Source organism: Aminobacter sp. UC22_36 (assembly GCF_044056035.1).
GTDB lineage: Bacteria > Pseudomonadota > Alphaproteobacteria > Rhizobiales > Rhizobiaceae > Aminobacter.
In genome coordinates, this window is record NZ_CP171996.1 from 2,466,242 (window position 1) to 2,484,728 (window position 18,487).

An 18,487-nucleotide genomic window follows, 5' to 3' on the forward strand; every position below is an offset into this window, starting at 1 on the left:
AGGAGCCCGATACAGGCGGGGCTAAAGTCGCCAGCATCATTCACAAGGAAGTCTGGCGGAGTGCATTCTCCGATCCGGGCAAGGGTTGATGCGTGTCGCTTGTATGATTGACGACATTGCCGCTGCGCTGGATGAGCACGGACTTCATCTTGCGCGGCGGCTTCGTTTTCGAAGCAGGCGAGGATGCGCCGCCAGGTCTTTCAGGTGCCCGGGCCAGATCGGCGTTGCTGGTTGGCCAGGCCGGAGCAGCGCCGTGGTCGCATTTCCTGCGCTGGCGCGAGAGCCAGCCGGAAGATCTGAACAATCCGCTCGATACATGGTCGAGGACAATCATCGGTGCTGTGGCGACGCAGTTTGGCGCGCGGGCGGTCTCGCCTTCGGACAAACCCTATCTGCCGTTCCAGCAATGGGCGATGCGATCGGAAGGGCTCCAGCCGTCGCCGCTTGGCATCCTCACGCATCCCAAATACGGGCTGTGGCACGCCTATCGCGGAGCGTTGCTGTTCGATGTCGAGCTCGAGATCGAGGCGGTTGAGAAAGCGATTCACCTTTGCGACGCATGTGACGGAAAACCTTGCCTGAAATCCTGTCCTGTCGACGCCTATTCGTCGGCTGGCTTTGCCTATCAGGATTGTCTCGGCCATGTGCGTGGGACAGATGGTGCGCCATGCCGAACCGGTGGTTGCCTGGATCGCAACGCCTGTCCGTTTGGTGCTGAGTATCGCTATCCGGCCGAGGTGCAGGCCTTCCATATGAAGAGCTTCGCCTCGCTCTGACTGCGCCGGGCAGTTGCGGTTTGGTACAATCGGTTCTGCCAAAGATGCCGCCATGTGCGGTTGACGCAGCCAAACAACGGACCTATTCATCAAGTCATCAGATGACTTGATGAATAGGTTGATGCAACCCGCGATCCGTACCAATCTCGCCGACAGCGCCGCAGACAGCCTGCGCGCTGAAATCGTCAGCGGCCGCTGGGCCGTGGCCGAGCGCATTCCCAATGAAGCAGCACTCAGCGACATGTTGTCGGTGAGCCGCGGCACGGTGCGTGAAGCCGTTCGCGTGCTGGTCTCGCAAGGTCTGCTGGACACGCGCCAAGGCTCAGGCACCTATGTCCGCTCGGCGGTCGACCCTTCCGCGGCCCTCGACCGCGTCAAGCGCGCCGGCTTGCGCGATCAGTGGGAGGCACGTGCGGCGCTCGATGTCGAAGCGGCGCGGCTGGCCGCCCTGCGCCACACGCCTGCCGATCTTGCGCGGATGCGGAAGCTGCTCGTTGAGCGCGGCACAGTGGCCGATGGCGGGCATGAGGCTTTCATCAGCCGCGACATCGCCTTCCACAAGTCCGTCGTCGAAGCCTCGGGCAACCGGGCAATGATCGAGCTTTATGATTTTTTTACCGGCGCCATCGCCGAGACGATCAAGGCGACGCTGGCTGGCGAGCTGCCCGAGCCGGACGCTCCGGCGCATGCGGCGATCGTGGATGCCGTGGCCTCGGGCGATCCGGACAGGGCTGCTGCTGCCGTCCGCGCGTTCATGGCGCCGGTGCTTTTCGAACTCGAACGACTGCTTGCACAATGAACCAGATATTTGGGAGCCAGATATTTCGGAACCAGATATTTCGCGGGCCTGATCCCAAGGTGCATCTCGGCGTTGCCGTCGGTCTTGATGACCAGCTTATCGATGCCGAGGCCGACAGCCTGCCCAAGCCGCAGTCGCCCGTCCTGCGCAGCAGCAGCGCCCAGGTCGTCCTTGGCGCAAGCCTCGTGCTGATCGCCTTCAATCTGAGGCCGCTGTTTTCCAGCCTGTCGGTGCTGTTGCCGGAGGTAATGCTGGAAACCGGGCTCTCAACCATCGGCGCGAGCCTGCTGACGACCTTGCCGGTGCTGTGCCTTGGCCTGTTTGCGCCCTTCGCGCCGAAGCTCGCCCAGCGTTTCGGTGCCGAACGCACGCTGCTTGGCGCGCTGGCTTTGCTTGCGCTCGGGACGGGGTTGCGCTGGTTCGGCTCTGTTCCTCTGCTTTTCGTTGCCACCTTTCTTGCAGGTGCGGCCATTGCCATCGGCAACGTGCTGTTGCCGGGATTGGTGAAACGCGATTTCGCCGACAAGGCGGCGATGATGACAGGGCTCTACACCATGGCTTTGTGCGCCGGCTCGGCGGCGGCTGCCGGCTTCACACTGCCGATCGAACATCTGCTGACGGGCTCGTGGTCGGGGGCGCTTGCGGCCTGGACCGTGCCGGCGCTGATCGTGCTGATGGTTTGGACGCCGCAGGCCCTGGGTAGCCGACGGCAGGCAAGCCATAGCGGTTTTCGTGTGGTTGGCCTGTGGCGCGATCGGCTGGCCTGGCAGGTGACGCTGTTCATGGGGCTGCAGTCAGCGCTTGCCTATTGCGTCTTCGGCTGGTTGGCGCCGATCCTGCGCGAGCGTGGTTTCGATGCCGCCACCGCAGGCGCCATCGTTTCAGTGTCGGTGATGGCACAAGTGGTGACCTGCCTTGCGGTGCCGTCTTTTGCCGTACGCCGCAAGGACCAGCGCGGCGTCAATGTTGCGCTCGTCGTCGCTGCCGTGGTCGCGCTGCTTGGCATCCTGTTTGCCCCGACATCGACCGTGCTGTTCTGGGCGATCCTGCAAGGTATCGGGCAGGGCGGCCTGATCGCGGCGGCAATGACGCTGATCGTTCTGCGCTCGCCGGATTCGCATGTCGCGGCGCATCTGTCGGGCATGGCGCAAGGCGTCGGCTATGTGCTTGCCGCACTGGGGCCGCTGCTGGTCGGCTTGATTCGTGGCTGGACCGGCAGTTTTTCGGCCTCGGGCATCCTGTTCGTGGCGCTCGGTATTGGCGTGGCGGTGATGGGGCTCGGCGCTGGGCGCGCGCTGCATGTCAGCGCAACGACGGTGCGGATCGACAGCCGGGATTGATCTCACGACGTTGTTTGGGCCGGCAAAGCCACTATGTTCTCCGCAACCTGCGAACGGAGATAAGTCATGGCCCCGGCAACCAAGCGCGATATCGAGATCAAGACCGCCGACGGCGTTGCCAGGGCCGGGCTGTTCCGGACCTCCGACAAGGCGCGTTCGGGCGTCATCCTCTACATGGATGCGTTCGGGCCGCGTGCAGCACTCGACCGCATGGCCGAGCGGCTTGCCGGGGAAGGCTATGCCGTTTTGGTGCCGGACCTGTTTTATCGCAACGGTCCTTACGGTCCGTTCGACGCAAAAACCGCTTTCACCGAGGAAAAGACCCGCACCGAACTGCGCGCGCTGATTGGCGCAACGACGCAAGAAATGACTGCGCGCGACACCGGCGCTTTCCTCGACGCACTTGCGGCTGAAGGGATCACCGGTCCGGTCGGCACGGTCGGCTATTGCATGGGCGGTGGTCGCGCGCTCAACGCCGCAGCAGCCCATCCCGAACGTATCGTTGCAGCGGCGAGCTTTCACGGCGGCAACCTGGCAAGCGAGGCTGCCGACAGCCCGCACGGCCAGGCAACCAAGATCAAGGCGCGTGTCTATGTCGGCATGGCTGGTGTCGATGGCAGCTTTCCGCCCGAACAGTCGGCGTTGCTGGCTGAAAGCCTGCGCAGTGCGGGCGTCGACCACATCATCGAGAACTATGTCGGCATGGGTCATGGCTGGTGCGTTTCCGATCACGGCGTCTATGACGTTGCCGGTGCCGCGCGCCACTGGAAGCGGCTGACGACGTTCTTCGCCGAAACGCTGGCGTAACTTCCAACTTTGCCATCCCGACAGGTTCGGTTATCAGGCACGGGAACAGCTTTGACCGACCAACAGGGTTCGTGCGCCGAAAAAGGCGCTGGCGATCCAGCGGGAACACTCCGAAATGCAGTCCTTTGATGTCGTGGTGATCGGCGCCGGCGCCGCCGGCATGATGTGCGCTGCCGAAGCGGGCAAGCGCGGCCGCTCGGTGCTGATCATCGACCACGCTGCGGCACCTGGCGAAAAGATCCGCATTTCCGGCGGCGGACGCTGCAACTTCACCAACATCCACGCCAGCCCGAAGAATTTCCTGTCGCAGAACCCGCATTTCTGCATCTCGGCGCTGAGCCGTTACACCCAGCGCAACTTCATCGGCCTCGTTGAGCGCTACGGCATCGCCTATCACGAAAAGACGCTGGGACAGTTGTTCTGCGATGGTTCGGCGCGCCAGATCATCGACATGATGGTCGAGGAAATGCAGGACAACGGCGTCGAACTGAGGCTGTCGACGGCCGTCGAGGACGTCGGCAAGACCATCGAAGGGTTTGAGCTGGTTCTCGCCGGCAGCCGGGTGGCCTGCAAGTCGCTGGTGGTGGCGTGCGGCGGCAAGTCGATCCCCAAGATGGGCGCAACCGGCTTCGGCTATGAGATCGCCGAGCAGTTCGGACTGCCGGTGGTCGAGACACGGCCGGCGCTGGTGCCACTGACCTTCGACGCCAACACCTTGCAGAAGCTGACGCCGCTTTCCGGTATCGCTGTCGATGCCGATGTCGCTTGTGGCAAGACCAGCTTCTCCGAAGCCATGCTGTTCACCCACCGTGGCATCAGCGGCCCGTCGATCCTGCAGATTTCGTCTTATTGGCGCGAGGGCGACGAGATCGCGATCTCGATGCTGCCGGGGACCGACGTGGCGGCGATCCTGCGCGAGGCCAAGCGCGCCAACGGGCGCCAGGCGGTGCAGACCGTTCTCGCCGCCCACCTGCCCAAGAAGCTGGCCCAGGCGATTGCCGAGCGGCTCGGCTTCAACGGCAATCTCGCCGATCTGAACGATACGCATCTGAAAGCAGTCGATGCCGCTGTCAATCAGTGGCGTATCAAGCCTGCCGGGTCCGAGGGTTATCGTACGGCGGAAGTGACGCTTGGCGGCGTCGACACCAAGGTGCTCGACCAGAAGACGATGCAGGTCAAGTCGGTGCCGGGCCTTTTCTTTATCGGCGAGGTCGTCGATGTCACCGGCTGGCTCGGCGGCTACAATTTCCAGTGGGCATGGTCGTCGGGCTGGGCCGCCGGGCAGGCAGCCTGATCTTTCTCATCCCTGTTTTCGTTCTGCATCCAACGCACCCGCATCGCAACATCCTGCGGATACATAGGTTTCCGATACCGACTGCCACCTGAATCAATCACAAGGTGTGGTGCGGATGTTCTCGACAATCAAGGCGTTTGCTGTTTCGCTGGCGCTCGGAGGCGCGCTGGTGATACCTGTTATGGCCGACCAGCAACAATGCTCGTGCAAAAACCTGCAAAGCGTCCAGGAAGAGCTCAGGAACGCGGACTACGCGGCCAAGTTCTTCGCCGACATGGCGGCACAGCTCAAGGCAGTCGAGGACCCGCTGATCGAGGCGCACAAAATCCCGACCCATCCAGATTCCGACGTCAGCATCCATCATCGCTCGTCGCTGAAACGGACCGAAATCATGGGGAGGTTCAGCTTACCCCACCGCCCCGCCCATGGTTATACCGGGCCAGCGACGGTCGACATGAAATATGGCAGTTGCGAGCAGCAACCCGCTGCACTCGAAGCCCTGCGTGCCGGCTCCCAATGCAAGGAACTCGCTGACTTCTCCTTGGAACACGAAGCTGTTCACCGGGCGAAATGCGCAAGAGACACCGCTGCGGTGTACTGGGACAGATTGCCAAGCCAATTCGCAGCCGAAGAAGCGGAGCGCTATCGCGAACAGGCCAAGGCGACGCGCGCATTGCTCAAGCGCATCGTCGACGAAGGCACGGTTACTATCGAGGCAAGGCTCGAGCCGCGCATCATGGGGCCGCAATTCGACGTGACCTACTCCTATGTCACCCAATCGGTGGAGATGGAGGGGAACAGTTCGCCCGGATCCGACAAGTGGATGCTGAAGGGAAAAACGCGTCGGGCAGGCAAGATCAAGAGCGTAAGGATTGCCGGCATTTCATGCACCTCGAGCGGCCAGATCAACGACGACATCGATATGGCGCTGGAGCTCGACGGGCTGACCATGGCTCTCGACAACAAGTCGAAGGGCAGACCGGGCGACGTGAAGATCCGCTGCAAGGGCGGCCATGGCATGTCGATGCGCCCGCAAGGAGAAGTCGACGCCGGCAATGTCTTTGCTAAGGAGAGCTTCACCGTCGACACCGAGGTGTCCCAGGATGTCAGCACCTTGCCCTTCGCCAAATACGTGACAGGCGGCATGTCCGTCAGCGGCAAGAACACGGTAAGCGTCAAGCTGGTCTGCCCCGGTTCGTGACGGAGGTGTCGCGCCGCCCGGCATGTCTTGGGTTGGTGCCGAAATTTTTCTTCGCACCACCCCAAGGATTGCCTCAAAGCTTTCGTCCAACGGACAAATGATGGCGATGATGCTGGACGAAAGCGAAGCCTCCGATGGCGATCTGATCGGACGAGCGCGCGATGGCGACAGGACAGCTTTCGGCGAACTCGTCGAAAGGCATTACGGATTCGTCCATCGTGTCGCCTGGCGCTGGTGCGGCGACAGGTCGGATGCCGAAGACATTGCCCAGGAGGTCTGTGCGCGGCTGGGCCGGGCCATTCGCGATTATCGCGGCGGTTCCGCCTTCACGACATGGCTCTATGCGATGACGCTGAATGCCGCGCGTGACATGCAGCGCAAATCGGCGCGCGAGACGGCGAAGACCACGGCCTATGGTGTCCATGCGCTTGTCGCGGGAGATGGCGGGCCGGAAGCGGAAGATCCGGCCGAACGGCTGTGGGTTGCAGTCAGGCAATTGCCGGACAAGCAGCGCGATGCGGTTCTGCTCGTCTACGGCGAAGGATTGAGCCACGCGGCGGCGGCCGATGCGATGGCCATCGCCGAGACCACCGTGTCCTGGCATATCCATGAAGCGAAGAAACGGCTGAAGCAGCTCATGTGCGCGGCCGGGGAAGAGTGACCATGGTCGACGACAACGAACTCGACATGCTGCGCAACATTCCGACGCCTGCGCCAAGCACCGAGGCCAAGGCGCGTGCGCTTGCCGCGGCGATGGCGGCCTACGACCTCGAAAAAAATCCTGCGGCCACCCAAGGAACCGCCAACACCGGTCGTCTCACCGAACGAGCACGAAAGCTCTGGAGAGACATCATGCAAAAGAAGCTGATTGCAGCGCCGGCCCTTGCCGGTCTCGTTGCCCTGCCGATCGCCGGCTATGCCACATTCTATATGATGGAGGGCTCGCCATTCAATTTCGGCGCCGAGCAGGAGATCGCCGATGTGCCTTCCGGGCGTCTGAAGGAGCCGCTTGCCGCCGAGTTGAAGAAGACCGATTCAGGCGCGGCGCAGACCGCGCCGGCCAAACCGATGACTGCTGCCTCGCCGGCGGCCAAGGCGGAGGCAAAAGCGACAGCCGAAGAAGCTGACGTCATGAACGAGGCGGCGCCCGCCATGCCAGCACCGGCGCCGCTGGCCGACGCGGCAGCGCAGGTAAGCCGCATGTCCGCGCCGACCCTGACAACCGAACTGCAGGGCGTGATCGCGCCATCCGACATGCCGATGGCCCCGCCGGAAAACCGCGATCGCGTCGAGGATTTCAAGACCAATCCGGTGCGTTCGGCGCTCGAGGATCCGGTCTCGACCTTCTCCATCGATGTCGACACGGCCTCTTATTCCTTCGCCCGCCGTATGCTGAAGGAAGGGGTTCTGCCCCAGGCCGACACGGTGCGTGTCGAGGAAATGATCAACTACTTTCCCTATGACTGGAAGGGGCCGGAGGCGATCGCCACGCCGTTCAACACCACCGTCAGCGTCATGCCGACGCCGTGGAACGAGCACAGCAAGCTGATGCACGTCGCGATCAAGGGCTATGACGTCAAGCCGGCCGAGCAGCCGAAGGCCAATCTGGTGTTCCTGATCGACGTCTCGGGCTCGATGGACGAGCCGGACAAGCTGCCGCTGCTGCGCTCGGCCTTCCGCCTCCTGGTCAACAAGCTCAATGCCGACGACACGGTTTCGATCGTCACCTATGCCGGCAACGCGGGCACCGTGCTCGAACCGACCAAGGCGTCGGAGCGGGAAAAGATCCTGTCGGCCATCGACACGCTGGCGCCTGGCGGGTCGACGGCGGGCGAGGCGGGTATTCGCGAGGCCTATCGGCTGGCGCAGCAATCTTTCGTCAAGGACGGGGTCAACCGGGTGATGCTGGCGACCGATGGCGACTTCAATGTCGGCCAGACCGACGACGACGATCTGAAGCGGCTGATCGAAGACAAGCGCAAATCAGGCGTGTTTCTGTCGGTGTTCGGCTTTGGCCGCGGCAACCTCAACGACCAGATGATGCAGACCATCGCCCAGAACGGCAACGGCACGGCGGCCTATATCGACACGCTGGCCGAGGCCGAGAAGGTGCTGGTCGAGGATGCCTCATCGACGCTGTTCACCATCGCCAAGGACGTGAAGATCCAGGTCGAGTTCAATCCTGCCGCCGTCTCCGAGTATCGCCTGATCGGCTATGAGACACGCGCGCTCAACCGCGAGGATTTCAACAACGACCGTGTCGATGCCGGCGAGATCGGGTCGGGGCATTCGGTCACCGCGATCTACGAGATCACACCGAAGGGCGCGCCGCAGCAGATCGACAATTTGCGCTACGGCGAGGCAACGACAAGCAATGGCGGCGTGGCGAATGCCGACGAATATGCCTTCGTCAAGATCCGCTACAAGGCGCCCGACGGCGATACGAGCAAGCTGATCACGACGCCCGTGACCAAGTCCAACGAGGTTGCGAGCTTTGATGCGGCTGGCGCAGACCAGCGGTTCTCGGTTGCGGTCGCGGCGTTCGGCCAGAAACTGCGCGACGAGGACGCAACCGCGAAGTTCGGCTTCGACAAGATTGCCGAGATCGCCACCGCCGCGCGGGGCAGCGATCCGTTCGGATATCGCGCCGAGTTCCTGTCGCTGGTGCGGCTGGCATCGTCGCTGCAGGGCGCCAAGCAGTAAGACAACAGGCAAGGGCAGGTGGGCCGGCCGGCGGAAAGGGGGCTTTCCGCCGGCCATTCTTTTATGATCTCCAGGCGGCGGAAAGGGGGCTTTCCGTCGGCCGTTGTTTTGTGATCTCTAGGCGTCCACCCGAAAATCGAACAGGTGGTGCTTCGGAGACTAGGGATGGCCGACCGGCAACTGGACGAATGGGATATCGCGCATGGCGGCCTGCGCTCGCTGTCGTCGCGCGAGATCAAGGCGTTCTGGGACGGTTATCTCGCCCACCGCAACGATCCTCGCATCCGCCATGGCAGCCTCTACTCGCGCTGGCGCCACGTTGCCGACGATCTGGTTGTTTCGCTGTATCTGACCAACCGCAGCGTCGGGTTGTTCGTCAGGGGCCAACGTGGCGAAGGTTACGCCACCACGGTGAACCGGCTGTCGGCCTTCGAACCCGCTTTGGGCAACGCGCTTGGTGTCAGCCTGCGCGGCGAATATGCTCTCTGTTATTTACGCAACCATCCTGTCGCAATGATCGATGCGGCCAACTGGCCGCTGGCTTATGAGTGGCTGGAACGGCAGGAAAAGCACTTCAGTAATGTCCTGACCAACGTGGTTGTCGGCGCTTAGGCACCAAGCAGAGCGAAATTTGACTCGGCAGCCGGTGTCTCGGTCAAGCTATCTCGATCTATCTGCAAGTCATTGAAAATCATCTGTAATCGACCTGGTGACAGATCGACGAGGTGGCTCCTTGCCGGCCTGTTTTCGGCGTTCGGTCCAGGCTCGGACATAAAATTCGTTACGTTCTATCTTGCAAAAGATATATCTTTGAATAGATATAGCGGCATGAAGCAAATATCCTGGAGAGGCACTCACATGTTCAATCATCCCAATTTCCATGATCGTTGCCGCAGCGAATGGTCCATGTCGGGCCAGAATGAAGGCGGCAGGGGCGGCGGCAGGGGCGGCCGTGGCGGTCCCTTCGGCCGTCATCGCGGCGGTCCGTTCGGCGGACGTGGCCCGCGCATGTTCGACCCCGGCGCACTGCGTCTGGTCGTGCTCGGCCTGATCGCCGAGGAGCCGCGTCACGGCTACGACATCATCAAGGCGCTGGAAGCCAAGTTCCAGGGCGCCTACAGCCCGAGCCCCGGCGCGATCTATCCGATGCTGCAGATGCTGGAGGAGGCCGACCTGGTGGTCTCCGTCGCCAACGGCAACAAGAAGCTCTACTCGATCACCGAAGCAGGCCAGGCCTATCTCGGCGAAAACGCAGCCGAGCTGGCCAAGATCAACGGTCAGATCGAGGAGAACTCGACCCAGGTCAGTGGCGTCGCCCTCGGCGACGAGGTCAAGGCGCTCAACTTCGCCCTGTTCAGCCGGCTGCGCAGCGGCTCGTTGACGGCTGAACAGGGCGAGAAGGCGCGCGAGATCCTCAAGAAGGCGCGCCGCGACATCGAAGACCTCTGATTCTCCTGCCCCGGAAACGGTTCGAGCTCCCGCCACAAGGCGGGAGCTTTTCTGTGCAAAACTGATCGAACGGCCGCATTTGCGGGCCGCTTCGGACAATTCAATTCAAAAGCCAACTTGCCCTGGAACCCGATCGCAACGATCCCCGGCTAAGACAGCCGCGGGTGAACAAGGGGTGGCTAAAGAATGCTGGTTGGTGGCGTGATGTCGGGTGCGGTTTTGAATGTTCGCACCGCCGACCGCGTGGCGATGCCCGCCAGATCGGAAGCTGTCAGCCGCGCTGGTGATGCTGAAACGGATGGCTCGCCACAGGCGGCAATGCCCATCGCCAACAGCTATGTCTATGTGCCGACCAAACCGGTTCAGCAGGCGATGCAGGTCGCGGGCCAGAGCCCGTTGCGATCCAGGACGAGCGCCATCGACGACGCTCACCGTACGGCATGGTCGGCGCTCAACAACGATCGTTTCCGGCTGGCGATGGAAAAGCTCGCCGATGTGCGCACGTCGGATGCGGTGATGATGATGCGCCCAGCCGAAGGCGCGGGCACCGACGTCAGGTCGGCACTCGCGCGCTACGCAGAAAACAGCTGACGATTTCAGGAAATCTCAGCCGCGGCGGCGACGTTCGCGGCGGCCTTCGCTGGTCTCGGCGGCATTCGGCGCGGCCAGCTTGTTGCGCATCGGGCCGATGCGCTCGACGATCGCCTCGACGGTCGGACGCGCGTCCTTGTGGTGGGCGTCGAGCGCCTTGCGCATCGCGGCCAGATGTTCGAACGAGGTGCCGCAGCAGCCGCCGATGATCCTGGCGCCGCCATCGACAGCGAGGCGGACATAGTCCGACATCAACTCGGGCGTGCCCGAATAATGGATCTCGGTACCGCGGAATTCCGGAATGCCGCAATTGCCCTTGATGATGATGGTCGCGTCAGGCTTGGCCTCGCTCATGTCGAGCAGCGAAGCAAGGATGTCGGATGCGCCGACACCGCAATTGGCGCCGACACCGAGCGGCGCCTCAGCAAGGCCGTCGACGACGCCGTGGATGTCCTTGGGCAGCAGGCCCATCATGGTGCGGCCGGCGGTGTCGAACGAGCCGGTGTAGGTGTAGGGCAGGCCAACGCGAATGGCCGCCTCGGCTGCGGCGCGAATCTCGTCCGGGGCCGACATTGTTTCGATCCAGGCGACTTCAGCACCGCCGGCCTTGAGGCCTTCCATCTGTTCGGCGAAGGCGTTGACAGCGTCGTCATAGGTCATCGCGCCAAGCGGGACCAGGAGCTCGCCGGTCGGGCCGACGGAGCCCGCAACGATGACCCTGCGTCCGGCCTTTTCGGCGACGGCACGGGCGATTTCGGCAGCGCGCTTGTTGAGTTCGTGCACCCGGTCCTGCGCATGGTGCAGCTTGAGCCGGTGGCGGGTGCCGCCAAACGAGTTGGTGAGGATGATGTCGGCGCCGGCCTCGACGAATTTCTGGTGCAGCGACGTGATCTTTTCCGGCGCGCTTTCGTTCCACAGCTCGGGCGCTTCGCCGGCCTCGAGGCCCATGGCGAACAGGTTGGTGCCGGTTGCGCCATCGGCGAGCAGCACGCCCTTTTCGGCCAGCAGGGCATCGATCGGATTGGTCGTCATCGCAGCGACTTTCATATCAGGAGAATGGATAAGGATATAAAGAAGTCTTTATGTCTCGTCAACGTGCGTGTTTGCTACTACGCGGCCGTGACCTCGACCTCGATCTCGGTGCAGACACCGCCATTGGTGGGATAGTGGTCGACCGAACAGGCGGTGACGACGAGCAGCAGGTCGCGCTCGGCGCGCAAGGTGACATAGCCGCCGGGCGGATTGATCGAGGCAAACACGTCGATGGTGCCATCCGGTTGCGGCAGCGAATTCTGGAACAGGTCGACCGGGTCCGGCGTGAAGGGCAAAGTGATGCCTTCGGCGGCAAGCGCCGCATGCAGATTGTCCTGGCAGTTGGGGTGTTCGTCGAAGCCGGCGCGCACGTAGAGCGCATGGTTGCAGGCGGGATAGAGCATGTCGTGCGGCCCAGGCGAGGCATCCTCGACCAGTGTCAGCAGTGGCGCGCCCGTCGTGCCGTAGAAAAGCTCGCCGACCTTGGGAAACAGGCGCTCGCCAATGTCGCGTGTGTTCGACGTGCTGAGCCAGTCCTTCATATCTGGCGTGAAGGCCCAGAGGTCGGCGACCTGCTGGCCCTTGGGGTCGGTGATGCGGATAAGGTTGCCGCGGGCGACGCGGATGGAGCGGCCCGACTGGGCGGGCACAACGATATGCTTTTGATCTAGCATGGGTTTCCTCAAAATGCGGGGCGCACGCTGCCGCATCGGGGCGGGAAATTCAACCTAGGCCGATCAGCCCCAGCTGGCGGGAAACGATGCGACCGCCAGCCGTCTCGCAAAGGCTGCCGTTTCATGCGCGTTGATATCGGCGGCACGGATCAGATTGTCGAAATGGCGGGTCAGCGTGCGGATCGGATCGGTGGCGTAAAGCACCAGATACATGTCGCCGACATAGATCGCGGCGCGGGAATGGCCGAAGATCGTGTAGGGCACGGAGTAGCGCATGCGCCCGTCATAAAGAAACAGCCGGAAGGTCGGATAGAGATCGTCGAGCAGGTCGGCCATGTGGCGCAGCTGCTGCTTGCGGTCCTTGTCGGGAAAACCCGACCAGACGCCGAGCCCGCGCGCGAAGATCTCGAGCGTGTGGCGCGGCATGCAGACCTCCATGTCGGTCTCGGGCCGGCGGTTGTAGTCGATGCGGTATTGCGTTTCGCCGGCCTGGACCTCGCGGCTCTTGTTGGAGATGCCGGCCTCATAGTCGATCAGCGCTTCGGTGCGCAGAAGATCGGGAATGCCGGCTGGGACATAACGTATCTTGGTGCCGGCTGCCTCGGCGTGCCATTTGGCGATCAGCGTGCGTTCGAAGCCGCCCGAAGCTTCCTCGATCTCCAGGCTTTCGCGGATCTCGCCGGTGACACCTTCGTCCTGGCTGAGGCCAAGCAGCCAATCGAGTGAAACCTTGTGCGCGGTGGCGATTGTCAGCAGCGTTTCGGCGCGTGGCAAGCGGATGGTGGCACCTGAAAGCAATTGCGACAGCGCCGAACGGTCGATTCCGACTGACGTGGCAAACGCCGACTGGTTGAGACCGGAGCGTTGCACCAGCGCCTTGAGTCGCTCCCTGAAGACTTCGGATAGATCGCGTTTGTCCATGGCCTGCCCAATGTGGAATGGATTTGCGGGTACTCGGTGCTGTGCCCTAAAAAATAGATTCATCTTCCCGATTGTTTACTAAACATAACATCTGAGGCTTAAGCAGCGCAATGTAAACAATCTGTGCGCATTGTCTCGTTGCAGAAACGAATGACTACTGACAGCATTATGTCAGGAATCATCGAGTTCCAGGCATCGAAGGACAGCAGGCAGCAACATGGCCAAGAACGGAAACAAACGCGGCACGACCCCAACGGTCGAATGGCCGACGGTGTTTCTGATTGCCGCCTGCTACGCAACCTGGCTTGCTGCCGGCATGCTGCTCTGGCCCGTCTATCCGGTGGCGGCCCTTGCGGTGATGGCGCTGACGGTGGCGTTGCAGTCGTCGCTGGTGCACGAAGTTTTGCACGGCCATCCCACCCGCAATGCGCGTATCAACGAAGCGCTGGTGTCACTGCCGATCGGCGTTGTCTGGCCGTATCGGCGCTTCAAGACAATCCACCTACGCCACCATGCCGATGAGCGCCTGACCGATCCGTTCGACGACCCCGAAAGCTATTATCGCGCGCTGTGGCAGCACGACGACCTGCCTGAACCGATGAAGCTCTTGCTGCGGGTCAACAACACCATGGCGGGGCGGTTCGTGCTCGGGCCGCTGCTTGCCTGTGTCGGCTTCTTCATCGACGACGCCAAGCAGGTGCTGGCTGGCGACAAGGCCATTCGCAAGGCGTGGCTGCTGCATGGCGCAGGCCTGCTGGTCATCGTACCGATCGTGCAATTCGGCTTCGGCGTGCCGCTGTGGCTCTACATCCTTGTGCCGGTATGGCTCGGCCAGTCGCTGATTTCGATCCGGACCTTTGCCGAGCATCAGTGGTCCGAGCACCCGGAGGGGCGCACGGTCATCGTCGAGCGCTCGCCCTTGTCGCTGCTGTTTCTCAACAACAACCTGCATTTTGTCCATCACAAGAGCCCGACTGTCGCCTGGTACCGGCTGCCGGCGCTGTTTCGCGCCCGCCGCGCCGAATGGCTCAAGATGAACAAGGGTTACGCCTATCCGAACTATTTCGCGCTGATCAAAGCCTATGCCTTCCGCGCCAAGGAACCGGTCTGCCACCCGGCGCTGCGCCGCGCTCCCGAGCCGGGCAGGGCGTTCGTGCCGCGCGTCAGGGCGCGCAACGTCAACGGGCTTGGCACCGCACCCGTGCCGGCGGAGCCGCCCAAGGAATAGTTGCCGTACCGCTTGCCAATTCCCGCATTCAGGCCTGAAATGACACGATGAGCGACTTCGTAGCCGCACTGCCGATGTATGACTGGCCGGAAATGCGCGACGAGGTCGATGCGCAATGGGCAAGGTTGCGAACGGCATTCCGCCAGCTTGGCATCCCTGCACCCGAAGCCCTGGTCCGGCGCAATGGCGACCTTCCGGCGGTTCCCGACGGCATTCGCGACGCATCGGGTAAGGTGATTGCGCCCGACCCGGCTACCTTACCGCCCGAAGAACTCGACCTGCCGACGCTGTGGCGGCATCCTCAATTGCTGTTCGGCCAGACCTGCTGGGGGCCGATGGAAACCACGGGCCTTGCGGCTCAGGTCAGGGTGATCGGCCAGCCAAACTATGACCGCATCGAAGGCGGTCGTGGCGAACTCTATTCCAGCGCCATCGTCGTGCGGCGCGGATCGGTGACCGCCGACCATGCGCATGCGCCTGATGGCGACGCACCGCTCATCCCGCTCGATCTGATCCGTGACAAGCGCCTTGCCTTCAACAGCCACGATTCGATGTCGGGCTTCATCGGTATTTCGCGCGATCTTGCCGCCATGGGCGAGGGTTTGCGGATTTTTTCCGAACGGATCGAAAGCGGCGGCCATCGCGCTTCGATCGTCTCGATTGCCGAAGGCCGGGCCGACGTCGCAGCCATCGATTGCCAGAGCTGGGCGCTGGCGCAGCGCTTCGAGCCGGCTGCCCGGGACGTCGTGGTCATCGGCTGGACAGCAAAGCGCAAGGGCTTGCCTTACATCACCGGGCTAAACACGCCGCCCGTTTCGGTGACGTTGCTGAACCTGGCGCTGAGCCAGGCCGCACTTTGAACGCCGCACTTTGAACAGAGCGGGCGGCCTGAACCGCCCGCTCTGCCTGGCCAAGGCTTATTCGGGGCTTATTCGGACGGAACGCCCTTTTCCCATTTCGTCCAATCGCTGGTGACCGCATTTGCAAAGGCTGCGCCGACACGATAGGCGTTCGTGGCTGCCGGGCCAAAGCCGCCCGACTTGGCGCTCAGCGAATCGATGGGGCTCATGCCGGCGGGTTCGCGATCGAAGTTTGATGCCGTGCGCAGCACGGCGATGCGGTCGAAATCGAGCAGGCCGGCATCGGCGCCGCGCCGCAGCGCGGTCAGCGAGGCGTTGTCCTCCATCTGGGTCGTGCAATAGTTGCCCTTGCCCTCGGTCAGCAACGATACCCATTCGCCCATGCTTTTGGCGGTCATTGAGCCATGCCAGTAGGTGTCGGTGGACAGCGTGTCACAGATGCTGACCTCAGGGGCCGCGTTGCCGGGTGCTGTCGCGTAAGCCACGCGATAGGCCTTCGCTTCGGGGCTGTCGGCAAGCTCGACGCTCTTGGTCAGGGCAAATGCCTTTTGCAGAAGCTGCTCGTTGAGCTGGTAAACCTCGGTTGCCGATCCCCAGCTCGGCTTTTCGCCGGGGCGCTTGGCGCCCAGCCCGACCACGCCATCAGGCCAGTCGGCGGGAATCTGGCGTGGGTCGATTTCGTGGCGCAGGCCGGCATCGACGGCATAACGCGCCCAATGTGCCGAACCTAGGGTGCCGTCGGTGGGATCGACGCCGGCAATGCCGGCGATCACGATGTAGCTCTGCTTGAGGTCGACAAGACCACTGTAGATGAGAGCTGAAACCGAGCTCGCCGCGTTGGCATAACCCATCGCCGTCGTCATGACGCACAGGCCGGCCGCGTCGCAGGCAAGTTCCGGATACTCCTTGGCGAAGCCTGGAATTGTCAGTTTGGTCTCCAGCTTGTGGCCCTCGAGCCACGGTTTTGCCTCGCCTCCAAACATCGTTATAACAAGCACTTTGGGGGCCAGCGGCTGTGCCGACGCCATTGATGCGTTCGAGGCGAGGCCGCCGGCCAGGGCGAGGGCCGAAAGGCCAATGCGATAGATGTGCGTCATATGCGATCCGATCTGATAAAGAAAAACGGCGCCGTTTCAGGCCCGTTTTCACTATCGGTGCAGCTTGCCGCGGAAGCCACTCGCCAACGCTCCTGTCCACACCAAATCCGCCAGGCCAGTGATCTTGCGCCATCGCAGTAAAGTCGCCGGCGGGCGATTTCGGCTGCCGATCAACTGTTCTTCGCCGATGGAAGATCTCGAACGGGAAGCCGGGGCTTTGGGCGCCTAGCCGAGCAGGCGCTTGTCGAGCGGGTAACTCGACAGTTGCTCGTATCCGCTTTCCGTAATCAGGACCTGCTCCTCGATCTTCACGCCCTCATGCCCCCCGAGGCGCCCGATATAGCTCTCGACGCAGACCACCATGCCGGGCTCGAGCACGCCGTCCGGTGTATCGGCCGTCCAGTCGGAGGCGTGGGGCAGGGTGGGATATTCGTCGGCCAGGCCCACGCCGTGAAACAGCACGCCATACCGCGCCGGAAAGTAGTCGGGCGGCGGCACGGCAGCGCGTTCCACCAGTTCGCGGAAGCCGAGGCCGGGCCTGAGCAGCGCCGTATTGTAGGCGATCTGTTCGGCGGCAATCCTGTAGAGGTCGCGCTGCTCGCTCGTGGGCTCGCCGTCGCCGCACAGCCAGGTGCGCGACAGGTCGGCGCAGAAGCCGTAGGGGCCGATGAGGTCGGTGTCGAAGGCGACGAGATCGCCTGCCTCGACCACGCGCGACGAGCACTCCTGGAACCACGGATTGATGCGCGGTCCCGATGCCAGGAGGCGTGTTTCGATCCATTCGCCACCGCGGGCGATGTTGCCGCGATGCAGTTCGGCCCAGAGTTCATTCTCGGAGATGCCCGGCCGGAGCGCCGCTTCCATGTCGCCCATCGCCGCCTCGCAGGCGACGATCGAACGGCGCATGCAGAGGATTTCGTCAGGCGACTTGATCAGCCGGGCGTTCTCCATCACCGCCTCGCCGTTGCCGACCAAAATGCCGAACCGGGCGAGTGCGTCGACGCCGTCATGGTCGAGATGGTCGACGGCGATGCGGCTGTTGCCGCCGCCATGCTCGCGGAGGAGGTCGGCGATGCCTTCGGCCCAGCGCCGCACTTTGAGGTCCGTCAGTTCGCCGCTGTAGAGATACATCCACGACACTGCCGGGCGCACCTCGTCGACGACGCCGGAATGATCGGACAGGTGCTCGCAGGAGAAATAGTCGAACAGCACCACCGGGCCGTCGGTGGCGACGAAACAGTGACGGGTCGGGTTGTGCGCCACCCATAGCTGCATGTTGGTCGAGTCGGTAGCGTAGCGGATGTTGACGGGATCGTAGAACAGGGCGCCGGCATAACCGCGCCGCGCGAGCTCGGTGCGGATGCGGTCCAGCCGGTATTTGCGCAGGGCCGGCATGTCGGGCGCAGCGATGCCGGCCGCCGCCCATTCGGCTTCGGTTTGCGCTCCATAACCCAGAACGTGCTGGTTGAGCCCGGCAGCCTTGGTGCGCGCCTGCTCGCGCAAATCGTCCACGGAGCCCGGCTCGAACGGCATGATCTTGCGGTGGCGGCCGAAGTTGCCTTTTGCCGGGGTGTCCATCAGCTGCGACCTGCCGATGGTCGAACGTGGCATTCTGGCGGGCGCCCCTCTGTCCTGCCTGATATCTCCCCCTCAAGGGGGGAGATCGGCAGTTGAGGGCTCTGCGCTTCTTTTAGAGTGGTCGAAGCTGGGCGTGG

17 protein-coding genes and 1 pseudogene are annotated in these 18,487 nt (G+C 62.9%); 13 read left to right on the forward strand and 5 right to left on the reverse strand.

Annotation, left to right across the window (positions count from 1 at the left end; all coding sequences use genetic code 11):
- Positions 1–88 precede the first annotated feature (88 nt).
- From ACHMW7_RS15265 to ACHMW7_RS15315, 11 genes and pseudogenes are all read left to right on the forward strand, one after another.
- Positions 89–776, forward strand: a pseudogene (locus ACHMW7_RS15265) (hypothetical protein).
- A 121-nt stretch (positions 777–897) separates the two neighbouring features.
- Positions 898–1,575, forward strand: coding sequence for a FadR/GntR family transcriptional regulator (locus ACHMW7_RS15270; protein ID WP_395451021.1), 678 nt, complete (start codon positions 898–900; stop codon positions 1,573–1,575).
- Positions 1,572–2,915 (forward strand): CynX/NimT family MFS transporter, encoded by a 1,344-nt coding sequence (locus ACHMW7_RS15275; RefSeq protein WP_395451022.1) that lies wholly within the window; start codon positions 1,572–1,574, stop codon positions 2,913–2,915. The genes ACHMW7_RS15270 and ACHMW7_RS15275 overlap by 4 nt, the downstream gene beginning before the upstream one ends.
- Before the next feature lie 66 nt (positions 2,916–2,981).
- Positions 2,982–3,722 carry a dienelactone hydrolase family protein gene (locus ACHMW7_RS15280; protein ID WP_395451023.1) on the forward strand — a complete coding sequence of 247 codons (741 nt, stop codon included), beginning with the start codon at positions 2,982–2,984 and terminating at the stop codon, positions 3,720–3,722.
- A 115-nt stretch (positions 3,723–3,837) separates the two neighbouring features.
- Positions 3,838–5,016 carry an NAD(P)/FAD-dependent oxidoreductase gene (locus tag ACHMW7_RS15285; RefSeq protein ID WP_395451024.1) on the forward strand — a complete coding sequence of 393 codons (1,179 nt, stop codon included), beginning with the start codon at positions 3,838–3,840 and terminating at the stop codon, positions 5,014–5,016.
- 115 nt (positions 5,017–5,131) lie between these two features.
- On the forward strand, positions 5,132–6,217 hold the full coding sequence (locus tag ACHMW7_RS15290; protein ID WP_395451025.1) for a hypothetical protein: 1,086 nt from the start codon (positions 5,132–5,134) through the stop codon (positions 6,215–6,217).
- Between the two features lie 100 nt (positions 6,218–6,317).
- The gene (locus ACHMW7_RS15295) at positions 6,318–6,878 is read left to right on the forward strand and encodes an RNA polymerase sigma factor (protein ID WP_395451026.1); all 561 of its coding nucleotides are present in this window, start codon (positions 6,318–6,320) and stop codon (positions 6,876–6,878) included.
- A 2-nt stretch (positions 6,879–6,880) separates the two neighbouring features.
- The gene (locus tag ACHMW7_RS15300; protein WP_395451027.1) at positions 6,881–8,920 is read left to right on the forward strand and encodes a von Willebrand factor type A domain-containing protein; all 2,040 of its coding nucleotides are present in this window, start codon (positions 6,881–6,883) and stop codon (positions 8,918–8,920) included.
- A gap of 165 nt (positions 8,921–9,085) precedes the next feature.
- On the forward strand, positions 9,086–9,532 hold the full coding sequence (locus ACHMW7_RS15305; protein WP_395451028.1) for a hypothetical protein: 447 nt from the start codon (positions 9,086–9,088) through the stop codon (positions 9,530–9,532).
- 246 nt (positions 9,533–9,778) lie between these two features.
- Entirely contained in the window at positions 9,779–10,369 is a 591-nt protein-coding gene (locus tag ACHMW7_RS15310) for a PadR family transcriptional regulator (protein ID WP_395451029.1), read from the forward strand.
- Positions 10,370–10,555: 186 nt separating this feature from the next.
- Positions 10,556–10,960, forward strand: a complete 405-nt coding sequence (locus tag ACHMW7_RS15315; protein WP_395451030.1) for a hypothetical protein — start codon at positions 10,556–10,558, stop codon at positions 10,958–10,960.
- Between the two features lie 15 nt (positions 10,961–10,975).
- Here the strand turns inward: ACHMW7_RS15315 and bmt are convergent, their stop codons facing one another.
- The 3 genes from bmt to ACHMW7_RS15330 all read right to left on the reverse strand — a co-directional run bounded on the left by bmt (position 10,976) and on the right by ACHMW7_RS15330 (position 13,587).
- A complete protein-coding gene (gene bmt, locus ACHMW7_RS15320; protein ID WP_395451031.1) occupies positions 10,976–11,992 on the reverse strand; it encodes a betaine--homocysteine S-methyltransferase in 1,017 nt (338 codons plus the stop codon).
- A 77-nt stretch (positions 11,993–12,069) separates the two neighbouring features.
- Positions 12,070–12,666 (reverse strand): DUF1989 domain-containing protein, encoded by a 597-nt coding sequence (locus tag ACHMW7_RS15325; protein WP_395451032.1) that lies wholly within the window; start codon positions 12,664–12,666, stop codon positions 12,070–12,072.
- A gap of 63 nt (positions 12,667–12,729) precedes the next feature.
- Complete coding sequence (locus ACHMW7_RS15330; RefSeq protein ID WP_395451033.1) at positions 12,730–13,587, reverse strand: helix-turn-helix domain-containing protein; 858 nt, start codon at positions 13,585–13,587, stop codon at positions 12,730–12,732.
- 217 nt (positions 13,588–13,804) lie between these two features.
- Between ACHMW7_RS15330 and ACHMW7_RS15335 the strand changes: the two genes are divergently transcribed.
- Complete coding sequence (locus ACHMW7_RS15335; protein WP_395451034.1) at positions 13,805–14,815, forward strand: fatty acid desaturase; 1,011 nt, start codon at positions 13,805–13,807, stop codon at positions 14,813–14,815.
- A gap of 47 nt (positions 14,816–14,862) precedes the next feature.
- Complete coding sequence (locus ACHMW7_RS15340; protein WP_395451035.1) at positions 14,863–15,675, forward strand: phosphate/phosphite/phosphonate ABC transporter substrate-binding protein; 813 nt, start codon at positions 14,863–14,865, stop codon at positions 15,673–15,675.
- A gap of 68 nt (positions 15,676–15,743) precedes the next feature.
- Here the strand turns inward: ACHMW7_RS15340 and ACHMW7_RS15345 are convergent, their stop codons facing one another.
- Positions 15,744–16,772: a purine-nucleoside phosphorylase gene (locus ACHMW7_RS15345; RefSeq protein WP_395451036.1), complete on the reverse strand. Its 1,029-nt coding sequence runs from the start codon at positions 16,770–16,772 to the stop codon at positions 15,744–15,746.
- Between the two features lie 225 nt (positions 16,773–16,997).
- The gene (locus ACHMW7_RS15350) at positions 16,998–18,350 is read right to left on the reverse strand and encodes a M24 family metallopeptidase (protein WP_395451335.1); all 1,353 of its coding nucleotides are present in this window, start codon (positions 18,348–18,350) and stop codon (positions 16,998–17,000) included.
- Positions 18,351–18,487 lie beyond the last annotated feature (137 nt).

Bases quoted from the DNA above. Each gene is read 5' to 3' on its own strand.
- ACHMW7_RS15270 (WP_395451021.1), top strand. From the start codon at position 898: ATGCAACCCGCGATCCGTACCAATCTCGCCGACAGCGCCGCAGACAGC.
- ACHMW7_RS15275 (WP_395451022.1), top strand. From the start codon at position 1,572: ATGAACCAGATATTTGGGAGCCAGATATTTCGGAACCAGATATTTCGC.
- ACHMW7_RS15280 (WP_395451023.1), top strand. From the start codon at position 2,982: ATGGCCCCGGCAACCAAGCGCGATATCGAGATCAAGACCGCCGACGGC.
- ACHMW7_RS15285 (WP_395451024.1), top strand. From the start codon at position 3,838: ATGCAGTCCTTTGATGTCGTGGTGATCGGCGCCGGCGCCGCCGGCATG.
- ACHMW7_RS15290 (WP_395451025.1), top strand. From the start codon at position 5,132: ATGTTCTCGACAATCAAGGCGTTTGCTGTTTCGCTGGCGCTCGGAGGC.
- ACHMW7_RS15295 (WP_395451026.1), top strand. From the start codon at position 6,318: ATGGCGATGATGCTGGACGAAAGCGAAGCCTCCGATGGCGATCTGATC.
- ACHMW7_RS15300 (WP_395451027.1), top strand. From the start codon at position 6,881: ATGGTCGACGACAACGAACTCGACATGCTGCGCAACATTCCGACGCCT.
- ACHMW7_RS15305 (WP_395451028.1), top strand. From the start codon at position 9,086: ATGGCCGACCGGCAACTGGACGAATGGGATATCGCGCATGGCGGCCTG.
- ACHMW7_RS15310 (WP_395451029.1), top strand. From the start codon at position 9,779: ATGTTCAATCATCCCAATTTCCATGATCGTTGCCGCAGCGAATGGTCC.
- ACHMW7_RS15315 (WP_395451030.1), top strand. From the start codon at position 10,556: ATGCTGGTTGGTGGCGTGATGTCGGGTGCGGTTTTGAATGTTCGCACC.
- bmt (WP_395451031.1), bottom strand. From the start codon at position 11,992: ATGACGACCAATCCGATCGATGCCCTGCTGGCCGAAAAGGGCGTGCTG.
- ACHMW7_RS15325 (WP_395451032.1), bottom strand. From the start codon at position 12,666: ATGCTAGATCAAAAGCATATCGTTGTGCCCGCCCAGTCGGGCCGCTCC.
- ACHMW7_RS15330 (WP_395451033.1), bottom strand. From the start codon at position 13,587: ATGGACAAACGCGATCTATCCGAAGTCTTCAGGGAGCGACTCAAGGCG.
- ACHMW7_RS15335 (WP_395451034.1), top strand. From the start codon at position 13,805: ATGGCCAAGAACGGAAACAAACGCGGCACGACCCCAACGGTCGAATGG.
- ACHMW7_RS15340 (WP_395451035.1), top strand. From the start codon at position 14,863: ATGAGCGACTTCGTAGCCGCACTGCCGATGTATGACTGGCCGGAAATG.
- ACHMW7_RS15345 (WP_395451036.1), bottom strand. From the start codon at position 16,772: ATGACGCACATCTATCGCATTGGCCTTTCGGCCCTCGCCCTGGCCGGC.
- ACHMW7_RS15350 (WP_395451335.1), bottom strand. From the start codon at position 18,350: ATGGACACCCCGGCAAAAGGCAACTTCGGCCGCCACCGCAAGATCATG.